Source organism: Rhizobium sp. P2_G2 (assembly GCF_056403555.1).
In genome coordinates this window covers 1-11,131 of record NZ_JBFUFF010000153.1, presented here as the reverse complement: position 1 = coordinate 11,131, position 11,131 = coordinate 1, and the positions used below count along the sequence as shown (strand labels likewise).

Below are 11,131 nucleotides of genomic sequence, written 5' to 3'. Positions count from 1 at the left end.
GGAAAAGCCCTCGGCCTTCACGTCGTCGAGGAACTTGTCGAAATTACAGAACGGATCGGTGCCGTTGACGCCGGCCAACACCGGCGTGTGCTTCACCACCGGCAGGATTTCGCGGGCCATGTCCATGACGATCTCGTTGGCATTGCCATAGGCGAGCAGGCCGGAGAGCGAGCCGCGGCCGGCCATGCGGTAGCGGCCGGAATTGTAGATGACGATCAGGTCGATACCGCCATTTTCCTCGCACTTGGCTGACAGCCCCGTGCCGGCGCCGCCGCCGACGATGGGGATGCGTCTGGCCTTCATCTCCTGGAATTTTTCGAGCAGGGCTTTGCGTTCGAAACGGGGCATCAGGCTCTCCTCAGAGCTTTCGGCATGATGGAATGAAAAGTGTCGACAAGGCGGGTGACGAAGGTCTCATCGTTGATATTGGCACGGACGCGTTCGACCTGCCGCTGCGGGCTGGTGCGGACCGTCCGTTCAATGGCTTCGAAGAGGGCATTGTCGGCTTCGGGGTCCCAGAACTGGCCGCCAGCCGCATCGAGCATCGAGACGCCGCCTTCGGGCAGCAGGAAGCGGACAGGACCGTTCATCTCGTTGAGCCGCGCGCCGATCCATTCGCCCATGGCACGGTTTTCGTCAGGGGTCGTGCGCATCAGGGTGACGGTCGGATTGTGGATGACGAATTTGCGGCTCTTGAACTTGTCCGGCACGGTGTCGCGCGGGCCGAAATTGACCATGTCGAGTGCGCCGACCGAGCCGACATAGGGCAGGCCGGTGCGGATCGGGGCACCGAACCGGTCCTTGTCGGCAGCGAAGACGCCGCCGACCAGCATGTCGGCCACTTCCGTCGTGGTGATGTCGAGGAAGCCGGCGAGCAGGCGGGAGTCGCCCAGTTTCTCCATCGCCCGGCCACCGGTGCCGGTGGCGTGGAAGACCAGGCAGTCATATTCGCCATCGAGCTTCTTGGTCACGGCCTGTACACAGGGCGTGGTAACGCCGAACATGGTGATGCCGATGGCTGGCCGCGCCAGCCTGCGCTTGGCCTCCCAGGCTTCTGCAGTCGGAAGCTGCGCCACCATGCCGGCCATGGCATGGGCGGCGTTGCCGAGCACCTGTTCGGTGATGGAGTTGAGGCCCTGCACATCGGCGACGGAGTTGAACATCATGATATCGGCAGCGCCGACATAGCGGCTGATCTCGCCTGACGTGACTGTCGAAACCATGATCTTGGGGATGCCGACCGGCAGCGCCCGCATGCCTGCGGTTGCCAGCACCGTACCGCCTGAACCGCCGGCGGAAATGACGCCGCCGATGCCGGGTTCGCGGGAGATCCAGCGGGCAAACGCATCTGCCATGGCGGTCACCGACTGGCCGCGGTCGTTGGAAAAGACAGCCGATGTGCCCTGCGGATGCATGCTTGCGACCTGCAATGCGCTGACTTCGGCGATCGACGGTTTGCTGGAGGTCGAGAGGTCGACGGTGCGGGTGTGCATGCCGAGGGCGCGAAGCCGCTCGACGATGTAGCGCAGTTCGCGGCCTTTGGTGTCGAAGGTGCCRGCGACTAGGATGGTGCGGCCGAGGCGTTCGCTGAACGGTATCTGGAAGATGTGATTGTCGTCGGGTTGTGGTTTGGTCTCGGCGACGATCTCCTGCCTGAGCGAGGTCGCGGGCAGGTTCCAGCGGTTGGGCAGCGCCGTGACAGGCCGATAGACGCCGTCCACCGGCTCGGCGGTTTCGCCATTGCCGCGCGAGACGGCGTAGACCCGCGTCAGCTGCTCCTCCGCCTGCTTGATCTCGGCGGGGGCGGGCTCCTCCTCGGCATGGCGGCCGACACCGAGCAGGCGTTGTTGAAGTTCGCGGTCATTGGCGAGCGTCATGGCGTCCATCAGCCGGTTGATGCGACCGTTGACCATGATCGCCACCTTATCGGCGACGGCGGTGGCGACGCCGATATTCTGCTCGATGACGAGAATGCTCATCTCGCCTTCCTCGGCGAGCGTCACCAGCATGCGCTCGACCTGCTGGACAATCACCGGCGCCAGGCCTTCGGTCGGCTCGTCCATGACCAGGAGTTTCGGGTCGGAAAGCAGGCCGCGCGAGATCGCCAGCATCTGCTGTTCGCCGCCGGAGAGTTGCGAGCCGCCATTCGAGCGGCGTTCGGCAAGGCGCGGAAACGTCTGGTAGATGCGCTCGACCGTCCAGGACGCATCGCGCCGATTGCTTGCGATCAGGCGCAGGTGTTCATCGACAGTCAGGCTTGCCCAGGTTCGGCGACCCTGGGGCACATAGGCGATGCCGAGGCGGTGGATTTCGTGTGGTTCGAGGCCGGATATCTCGCGGCCGTTGAAGCGGATCGAGCCGCCGCGCGCGCGTTTCAGCCCGGTGATCGTGTTGCAGAGGGTGGTCTTGCCCATGCCGTTGCGGCCGACGACGGAGAGCACGCCGGCATCCAGCGTCAGCGACACGCCCTGCAAAGCGTGGCTTTCGCCATAGTAGACTTGCAGGTCGTCGACTTTCAGGACCGGCTTGGCGCTGCGTTCGCTACGGTCAGCCATGCTTGCCTCCGAGGTAGATTTCCTGCACTTCCGGGTCGCTTTCGATCTGGCTCGGCGTGCCTTCCTTGAAGAGCTTGCCATTGTGCATCATCGACACGTATTCTGAGACGCGCAATGCAACGTCGAGATCGTGCTCGATGATGATGTAGCCGATATGTTTCGGCAGGGCATTGAGGATGGCGATCAGGTCGCGGCGCTCGGTGGGTGAGAGACCGGCGGCGGGTTCGTCGAACAGGATGAAGCGTGGCGCGCCGGCGAGCGCCATGGCGATTTCGAGCTGGCGCTGCTGGCCGTGGCTGAGTTCGGCGACCCTGGTGTCACGCAAGGTTTCGAGATGGACGGCCTGCAGGATGGAGATCGCCTGCGCCATGTTGACGTCGCGGTCATCAGGCCGGACCAGCGAAAAACGTTTGCGCGACACGCCGCGGCAGGAGAGAAAGATGTTTTCCAGCACGGTCAGCCCGCCGAAGAGCTGCGAGATCTGGTAGGTGCGACGCAGGCCTCGCCGGATGCGCTCATGCGGCGGCAGATCGGTGATGTCCTCGCCGAAGAAGCGGATCGAGCCTTTCGTCGGCAGGAAATCGCCGGTGATGGCGTTGAACAGCGTGGTCTTGCCGGCGCCATTGGAGCCTAGGATCGCGCGCCGTTCGCCGGCCGCGATCCTCATGTTTATGCCCGAAAGGGCCACCAGCGCCCCGAAATGACGCGCGATGTCGCTGAGTTCCAGCGCATGGGCGCCGGTATCCTGCAAACGCGGTACAGCATTGCTTTCGACCACTGGCGGCATCCTTAAATGCAGATCACGGGCAGCTTGGATTGTCGCGGCCAACGGTGCCGAGTGCCAGGAAATCCTTTTCGGGAATGCCGAGCGTCTGGTTGACCTGCGGCACGACCTTGACGAGCTTGTTGAGCAGCGTGCCATCCGGTGCAGCGCTCACTTCCGTCAGGAAGATGTCGGCGATCGCCTGACGGTTCTTGTCGAGCGAGACCTTGCCGGTCGGCGTGTCGAAGGAGAGGCCGGAGAGCGCATCACGCAGCTTTTTGCCGCCATCCGAGACATCACCGCCGACCTTGTCGAGCGCCAGCAGGGCTGCCTTCATGTTGATGTAATAACCATGCGCGAAGAGCGACGGGGACGGGAAGGCGCCCGGCTGCTTCTTATAGGCAGCGGAGAAATCCTTCCAGGACTGCGCGTCGTTGGTGTCGGCCGTTGGGCCGGCAGACGGTGTGCCGACCAGCACGTCACGCAGCTTGCCCTTGGAGGTGAGCACGGTCTGGTCGACGGTGATCGAGCCGCCGATCAGCGGCGCGGTGCCGCCGGCCTGCTGGTACTGGGTCAGGAAGTTGACCGCATCGGCGCCGCCGAGCGCGACATAGATGGCATCGACATCCTCAGGAATAGCGGCGATGACAGACGAAAAGTCCTTATTGCCGATCGGCACCCAGGATTTTGACGGCACATGGCCGCCGGCCTTGCAGAACTCGGCCATGAAGCCGAACACCTGCGTGTAGGGGAAGGAATAGTCTTCCGCCACGGTGGCGACCTTCTTGTAGTGCTTGTCGTTGAAGGCATAGGTGCCGAGACCGGCCATCCATTGCGCGCCATCGGTCGAGAACCGGAAGAAGTTGGGGGCCGGGTCGCGCAGCGTCGTATCCTGGGCCGCCGACGTGCCGTTGATGAAGGTCACGTCCGGCTTGGTCTTGGCATATTCCTTGACGGCCAGGCCTTCGTCGCCCGAGAGCGGGCCGATGACGACCTTGACGCCGTCCTGCTCGACCAGCTTGCGGATCGCACGCGCCGCACTATCCGGCGAGGCGTCGGACGAGCCCTTGATGATCTCGATCTTCTTGCCGGCGACCATGCCCTTGAATTCTTCGATCGCCGTCATTGCGCCGCGTTCGCCGTCTTCGCCGAGCACGGTAAAGGGGCCTTCGAACGTGGCCAGAAGGCCGATCTTGATCGTGTCCTCGGCGAATGCGAGACCTGGTGCTACGAGGCCGGTCGCGACCGCCATTGCCAGAAGTGTACGCCTGTATATCCGCATTATTTCCTCCCTTGGTTTCATTCGGATACGCTTAGCCGTCCGGCTAGTGACCGGATCGGAGAGATTCCTGCGTCATCCGGGGGCCGAATTTCCTCCACAGCCCCAGAATGCCGTCAGGCGAGACGAAGACGATCAATAGAAAGACAAGTCCGATCAGTGTGTTGAAACGTTCCGCGCCGACGATGTCGATCGCGAATGTCTGCAGCAGCGTGACGACGACGGCGCCGATGAATGGGCCGATCGGATGGCGGATGCCGCCGATGACGGCAATGATCAGCACGTCGATTGCGGCACCGACGTCGATCGTGCCGGGCGAGATGCGGCCGTTGAACCAGACCAGCAAGACGCCGCCAAGACCGGCAATGATGCCCGCCAGGAACCAGGCGAACACTTTGTGGGCCGTTACGTCGTAGCCGATGGCGCGCATGCGGCGCGGGTTGTCGCGCGTTGCCTGCAGCGTCAGCCCGAACGTGCTGCTGCGACCGTAAAGCACGGCGATGTAGGCGAGTGCAGCCACGCCCAGGCAGAGATAGTAGAAGGGCGTGGGATCGCGCCAGTAGACGCCCCAGAAGTTTGGCGCCTTGATGCCGGAAAAGCCGGAATGGCCGTTGAAGATCGAATAGTTCTGCTGGGCGAAGTAGAACATGGCCGTGGCGATCGCCAGCGTGATCATGATCGTGTAGATGCCGGTGGTACGCACCGAGATCCAGCCGATCAGCGCCGAGACGATTGCGGAAAACAGCACGGCGATCGGCGCCACGATCCACCAGGGCCAGCCGAAGCCGAGCACGCCGGTATTGTTGGCGCCGAACACGGCCACGGTATAGCAGGCGATGCCGGCGACCGTGACCTGGGCGAGGCTGATCATGCCGCCATAGCCGGCCAGCATCATCAGCGACAGGGCCATCAGACCATAGATCAGCGAGAAGGCGCCGATCTGGGTGAGGAAGAAGTCCGAGGCCACGGCAGGATACACCAGCACCGCGACCGCGAGCAGGATATGGCCGATACCGATGCGATCGAGCCAGATCGGCTGCTGGGCGTCGCGCTGGTCCAGAAAACGATCGGTCATCGCGCCTTCCCCATAATGCCCTGCGGCCGGATGGCGAGCGTGACCACCATGATGACGAAAGTCAGCACGACGCCGTAGGTGGGAAAATAGACAAGCCCGATCTGCTCAGCGAGGCCGATCAGCAGCGCGCCGATCGCAGCACCGGTGATCGAACCCATGCCGCCGACGATGACGACGACGAGCGAAGCGAGCAGGTAGCGCACGTCCTCGCCTGGGGCGACGGAGAGTACCGAGCCGCCGACGACGCCGGCAAAGCCCGCCAGCCCGGCACCGAGCGCGAAGACGATGGCGAAGACGACGTGGACATTGACGCCGGAAGCGGAAAGCATGGCGCGGTCATCGACGCCGGCGCGGATCATCATGCCGACACGGGTGCGATTGAGCATCAGCCACAGCAATATGCCGATGGCGACGGCCGCGACCAGAACCAGCATGCGGTAGAGCGGGTAGGAGAGGAAGACTGCTGTGCCGTTGGATTTGAGCGCGGTGACGATCGGCAGTTTTATTGCGCCACCCAGCCAGTCGGGCAGCTGGAACTGATAGGTCGTGCCGCCCCAGACGGCCTGCATCAGGTCGGCGGCGACGATGGAAATGCCTATGGTCACCAGCGTCTGGCGAAGATCGTCACCCTCCAGCCGGCGGAAGACGAAGACCTGCATCAGCACGCCGATGACGGCAAGCGCCAGGAAACCGCCGGCGACGCCGAGCAGCCAATAGCCGGTGCGGTCGGCGACTTCATAGCCGATATAGGCGCCGAGCAGGTAGAGCGAGCCATGGGCGAGGTTGACATTGCGCATCAGGCCGAAGACCAGCGTGAAGCCGCTGGCGACGAGGAAGTAGAGGCCGGCGAGCGTCAAGCCATTGAGGAGCGCACTGACGAAGGCCTTCTTGGAGATCAGGATGCCATTCAGCCATGCCGGCCAGATGCCGAAAATTAGCCAGGCAAGCAAAGCCGCAATCAGCAGATAGACGACGATCCTCAGCGACCGCGCGCTGACCGGCGCGGTCGTCAGATCGGTCGAACCTGCTGGCTGAACTGGCGTGGTCATGCGGTCAGCCGCCGGCGTTGTTCGTTCATCTGCGGCGCCTTGTGGAACTTGCCATTGGCCATGATCGCCAGCAGTCGTTTATGGTCCTGCAGGATGCGGACATCGGCGAGCGGATCGCCATCGACCAGGATCAGGTCGGCGAGATAGCCTTCCTTGACCTGGCCCAACTCATCGCCCATGCGCATGATCTGGCCGCCATATTTGGTTGCTGCCAGCAGTGCCTCCATCGGCGAAAAGCCGAGCATTTCGACAAAGGTCTGGATGTCCTTCGCGTTGGTGCCCTGCGGCGTCCAGGCAAAGCCGTAGTCGCCGCCGATGCAGATGCGGATGCCGCGGCGATGCATCTTCTTCATCGTGTCGACGCACATTTCGAGCTCGCGCTCGTAGAGATCGGCAATGCGCGAGCCTGGCTTGATGCCCCAGGGCTCGGCATAGCGGGCGGTGTTGATCAGCCAGGCGATGCCCGGAGCGACGAAATGCTTGTCCTTGGCCGCTTCGAGCATGTCGAGCGCTTCGCTGTCGGCGAAGGAGGCGTGATAGATATTGTCGACGCCGTGGCGGATGCATTGCTTGACCGAACCGGAGGAGCGGGCATGTGCCGAGACCACCTTGTTGCGACAGCGGGCCTCGGAAACGGCCATCGCCACTTCCTCTTCCGACATCGGCGTTTCCTCGGCGCCCATGCCGGTGATTTCTTCGCCCGAAAGATTGAGCTTGATCGAGTCGACGCCATATTTGATCAGCGTGCGAACGGTGCGGCGGACCTCTTCCGGGCCGGAAACAACGATGCCGAGATTGAGGCCCTCATGCGGGATATGCGACGGGGCGGAGTCGCCCAAGCCTCCGACCGTGGTGATTTCGGGACCGGCGGCGAGATAGCGCGGTCCGGGGAAGCGGCCTTCGTTGATGAAGCGCTTGCAGACGACGTCGAGCCGCGGCTTGGCGGCAGCGGCACCACGGCCGCCGGTGAAGCCGGCGTCGAGCACCAGCTTGGCCATTTCCATGGTCACCAGCATGTGCTCCTCGACCTCCATCATCTGGATCGGGTCGATGCCGGGGGCATTGTTCCAGGAGAGGTGCAGATGCGCGTCGATCAGGCCCGGCATCAGCGTGGCGCCCATGCCGTCGATAACGGTGACGCCCGAGCCATAGGAGGTCTGGCCGGTGCTGAAGCGGGACGAGCCCTTGGTGATCTGCTTGATGCGATTGCCCTGGATCAGGACTTCACCGGTATAAGGATATTCGCCGGTGCCGTCGAAAATGCGGACATTGGTGAACAGCGTGCCTGAAGACGCGGAGCCGCTCCACGAAGTTGAGTCTATTGCCATATTTTCCTCCCGCCGATCGGACCGGTCCTCCCCGGTCGCCTCGGCTCCTCAATTTAGTCTATGCTTTTGTAGGAAGTCTGCAATCAGCCGGCTGCTTTCCTCGGCCTTTTCTATGGTTAGCCAATGGCCGCTGCGTTCGAGCAGCACCATTTTCGCATTCGGCATTTTATCCTTGAGTGCCGTCGCCATGCTCGGTGGGGCGACGGGGTCGGTGTCGCCGGCCACCAGCAGAACCGGGCTGAGGATGCGCTCGGCGGGCAAGGCTTGCGCCTTCGACAGCGCCTCGCAGCTCTTGGCATAGCCCTCGGGAGGCTGGCGCATGACGCTTTCGCGCACAAAAGCCACGGCCGCCGGCTTGTCGGAATGAGTGGCGGGGGACAGTGTCGCGGCGATGATCTGGTCGGCAATCGTGTCCATGGCGCCGCTGCGGGCCGTTGCGGCGCGGCTGATCAGGCCATTGCGGGCGGCATCCGGCGGTTCCGTCAGCGCGCCGAACAGTGCGAGCGAGCGAACACATTGCGGCATATGGACCGCGATATGCTGGCAGACCAAAGTGCCGAGTGAATGGCCGGCGAAATGCGCGTTCGGCACACCGAATTCTCTCAGACCGGCGACAATGGCTTCAGCGAAAGCCGCGATGGTCTGCGGTTCCACCGGCACGGCTGAGCGGCCCGAACCAGGCAGGTCCGGCCGGTAGACAGCAAAATTCCTCAGCGCCGTCATCAGCGGCTGCCAGGTGTTGGACGAACCGCCGAGGCCATGTACCAGCACGACCGGTTCGCCATCACCGGCAATGTCGAAGACGATGCCGCCCGCCGTCTTGCTCGGCATTACACCGCCTCCGCGAAGCGGTTTTCCAGCGCACCGATGCCATCGATCTCGACGCGCACGACATCGCCGGGTTTGAGGTACTTTGGTGGGTTGAAGCCGATGCCGACACCGGCCGGCGTGCCGGTGGCGATAATGTCGCCGGCATTCAGCGTAATGCCCTGTGAAATGGTCGAGACCAGGGTCGGGATATCGAAGATCAGCTGGGCGATCTTGGCATCCTGGCGCAGTTCCTGGTTCACATAGCTGCGGATACCGGAATTGACGATGTCGATCTCGTCCTTGCTGACGGCCCAGGGGCCCATCGGGCAGAACGTATCCTGCGACTTGCCGATCAGCCATTGGCTGTATTTGCCCTGCAGGTCGCGGGCCGTGACGTCATTGACGATCGTATAGCCCCAGATATGGTCGAAAACATTTTCCTTGGCGATGCGGCGGCCGGGCTTGCCGATGATCACGGCCAGTTCCGCCTCATAGTCGATCGCCGTCGACACGGCCGGGTCGATGATCACGCGGGCGTGGTTGGCAACCACCGTTTCCGGCAGTTTCGAGAAGATGATCGGTTCTTTCGGCACAGCGCCGGCTGCAGCGCTGGAATCGAAGCCGCTCTTGGCGAATTCGTGCGCGTGCTCGTAGTAATTTTTGCCGACACAGAAAATGTTGCGGCGGGGAAGCGGGATAGGTGCCTCGATCTCGACCTGGCTGAGCGGCACCGGCGATAGGGTGGAGGGAAGATTGCCGCCGCGGTCGATGATTGCCATCAGGCCGCAACGCGCCTCGTCGACGGTCAGGTCGAAGGGCGAGACCTGATTGCGATCGAGGTCGACGATGCCGACACGGCGTTCGCCCGCCTGGGTGAAAGTTGCGATCTTCATGCTTCCTCCAGTGAACCGGTTTTGAACCAATTCGGTCTGATTTTGAGCCAGCGTAGAGGCCTTTGGTTTACAACGCAAGCGGATTCTGTGAGGGGTCCAGGATGAAAAACGCGTTGCCCGATATCCTCCGATCCGGAAGAACTCGTTCGTCAGTGTCGAAATGCGAGATGCCAGAGGTCATCGCAATCACTGGTGATTGGTAAGGAAATCCTTTAATATTCTGCTGCTTATAGAGAAATGAGGTTTTCACGGTCGCCGGCTGCAAACCTCGGCGTTTGGTCCTCCGTCTGCCCTTGTATCTACGGAATCCACCGATTTTTCGGTTGCCGACGTAAATCGTGACGATATTTCGCACAATGAACCACTGGAATTCCTGTGCGACTGTTGGTAAACGTGGTTCAGTTCCGGGTCAGATAAGGATCGTCCTGCATGCCAAGACTTGTTGCGTCAGACATTGCCGGCGCATTGCGGAAGCGGATTTCCTCGGGCGAATGGGCCGATCTCGGCCGCATGCCGCCGGAGCGGGATCTGGCGAGCGAATTCGGCGTGGCGCGCAACACCATCCGCCGCGCGGTCAGCCTGCTGGAAGAGGATGGTACGGTGACCAAGCAGTCCGGCCGCGGCACTTTCCTGCAGCCGGAGCAGAAGGACACATTGGCCCAGGCGGTGGCGCGCATGGAGGGCGCAAGCCCTGCCGACATGATGGAAATCCGGCTGCTGCTCGAACCCTCGGCAGCCCAGTTCGCCGCCACCAATGCCAGCACCGGTGAACTCAACCTCGTCCGCGAGGCGCATCAGACCGCCTGTGACAGCACTGACATGCCCGACTTCGAGCATTGGGATGCCGAGTTCCACAACCGTATCTTCGCCTGCTCACGCAATGATTTCCTCAAGGAAATCCATAATGTCATGCGTATCCTGCGCAACCAGTTGCCATGGTTCGAGATGAAGCGGCGGTCCTTCTCCGAGGAGCGGCGCCAAATCTATTGCACCGAGCATGGCGTGATCCTCGCCGCGCTCCTGCGTCGCGACCCGGAAGCGGCGCGGGCAGCCATGCATGCGCATCTGCTGACGGTGCAGAGGAATCTGCTGGGGCGGTGAGGGCGGACGTCGACGAATTCGCCGATCTATTCAACGGCGAATTTCGTGCTGCTCGGCTGCGTGTGCCGCCTTGCCATTATTGATGCGCTCGTCACCAAAGGCGCTGCACCGTCGATCCCACGTCTCCGCCCGCCCGGCTGGGCGGGCCAGATATTTAGATCCATGCACAGCGCCGATCGCGCCGATCACCCGAAGATGAAATCGTCCGCGGTGACGCTGGCGAGCTGCGTCGCCTTGAGCGTGATGCTGTCATGGCTGTCGAAGGTGATGACCACGTC

The 11,131-nt window shown here is 62.6% G+C and carries 10 protein-coding genes; 1 reads left to right on the top strand and 9 read right to left on the bottom strand.

What is annotated here, in order from left to right:
- The 9 genes from AC1D06_RS39750 to AC1D06_RS39710 form a co-directional block, all read right to left on the bottom strand.
- The coding region (locus AC1D06_RS39750) for a phosphoenolpyruvate hydrolase family protein (RefSeq protein ID WP_477991011.1) at positions 1–348 on the bottom strand (348 nt) is incomplete at its 3' end.
- Entirely contained in the window at positions 348–2,555 is a 2,208-nt protein-coding gene (locus AC1D06_RS39745; RefSeq protein WP_477991010.1) for a Tm-1-like ATP-binding domain-containing protein, read from the bottom strand. The genes AC1D06_RS39750 and AC1D06_RS39745, both read right to left, overlap by 1 nt.
- Complete coding sequence (locus AC1D06_RS39740; RefSeq protein WP_477991009.1) at positions 2,548–3,342, bottom strand: ABC transporter ATP-binding protein; 795 nt, start codon at positions 3,340–3,342, stop codon at positions 2,548–2,550. The genes AC1D06_RS39745 and AC1D06_RS39740 overlap by 8 nt, the downstream gene beginning before the upstream one ends.
- Positions 3,343–3,355: 13 nt before the next feature.
- On the bottom strand, positions 3,356–4,600 hold the full coding sequence (locus tag AC1D06_RS39735; protein ID WP_477877779.1) for an ABC transporter substrate-binding protein: 1,245 nt from the start codon (positions 4,598–4,600) through the stop codon (positions 3,356–3,358).
- A gap of 43 nt (positions 4,601–4,643) precedes the next feature.
- Positions 4,644–5,672 carry a branched-chain amino acid ABC transporter permease gene (locus AC1D06_RS39730; RefSeq protein WP_477877778.1) on the bottom strand — a complete coding sequence of 343 codons (1,029 nt, stop codon included), beginning with the start codon at positions 5,670–5,672 and terminating at the stop codon, positions 4,644–4,646.
- Positions 5,669–6,721, bottom strand: coding sequence for a branched-chain amino acid ABC transporter permease (locus AC1D06_RS39725; RefSeq protein ID WP_477877777.1), 1,053 nt, complete (start codon positions 6,719–6,721; stop codon positions 5,669–5,671). Before AC1D06_RS39725 ends, AC1D06_RS39730 begins: the two co-directional genes overlap by 4 nt.
- Positions 6,718–8,049: a metal-dependent hydrolase family protein gene (locus AC1D06_RS39720; protein WP_477877776.1), complete on the bottom strand. Its 1,332-nt coding sequence runs from the start codon at positions 8,047–8,049 to the stop codon at positions 6,718–6,720. The genes AC1D06_RS39725 and AC1D06_RS39720 overlap by 4 nt, the downstream gene beginning before the upstream one ends.
- Positions 8,050–8,097: 48 nt before the next feature.
- Positions 8,098–8,880: an alpha/beta fold hydrolase gene (locus AC1D06_RS39715; RefSeq protein ID WP_477877775.1), complete on the bottom strand. Its 783-nt coding sequence runs from the start codon at positions 8,878–8,880 to the stop codon at positions 8,098–8,100.
- Positions 8,880–9,752 carry a fumarylacetoacetate hydrolase family protein gene (locus AC1D06_RS39710; protein ID WP_477877774.1) on the bottom strand — a complete coding sequence of 291 codons (873 nt, stop codon included), beginning with the start codon at positions 9,750–9,752 and terminating at the stop codon, positions 8,880–8,882. The genes AC1D06_RS39715 and AC1D06_RS39710 overlap by 1 nt, the downstream gene beginning before the upstream one ends.
- Positions 9,753–10,181: 429 nt before the next feature.
- On the opposite strand from AC1D06_RS39710, the gene AC1D06_RS39705 reads away from it, so the two are divergent.
- Positions 10,182–10,853: a FadR/GntR family transcriptional regulator gene (locus tag AC1D06_RS39705; RefSeq protein WP_477877773.1), complete on the top strand. Its 672-nt coding sequence runs from the start codon at positions 10,182–10,184 to the stop codon at positions 10,851–10,853.
- Positions 10,854–11,131 lie beyond the last annotated feature (278 nt).

Excerpts from the sequence above, each read along its gene's own strand:
- AC1D06_RS39740 (WP_477991009.1), bottom strand. The coding sequence starts at position 3,342 with ATGCCGCCAGTGGTCGAAAGCAATGCTGTACCGCGTTTGCAGGATACC.
- AC1D06_RS39705 (WP_477877773.1), top strand. The coding sequence starts at position 10,182 with ATGCCAAGACTTGTTGCGTCAGACATTGCCGGCGCATTGCGGAAGCGG.
- AC1D06_RS39715 (WP_477877775.1), bottom strand. The coding sequence starts at position 8,880 with ATGCCGAGCAAGACGGCGGGCGGCATCGTCTTCGACATTGCCGGTGAT.
- AC1D06_RS39725 (WP_477877777.1), bottom strand. The coding sequence starts at position 6,721 with ATGACCACGCCAGTTCAGCCAGCAGGTTCGACCGATCTGACGACCGCG.
- AC1D06_RS39735 (WP_477877779.1), bottom strand. The coding sequence starts at position 4,600 with ATGCGGATATACAGGCGTACACTTCTGGCAATGGCGGTCGCGACCGGC.
- AC1D06_RS39730 (WP_477877778.1), bottom strand. The coding sequence starts at position 5,672 with ATGACCGATCGTTTTCTGGACCAGCGCGACGCCCAGCAGCCGATCTGG.
- AC1D06_RS39720 (WP_477877776.1), bottom strand. The coding sequence starts at position 8,049 with ATGGCAATAGACTCAACTTCGTGGAGCGGCTCCGCGTCTTCAGGCACG.
- AC1D06_RS39710 (WP_477877774.1), bottom strand. The coding sequence starts at position 9,752 with ATGAAGATCGCAACTTTCACCCAGGCGGGCGAACGCCGTGTCGGCATC.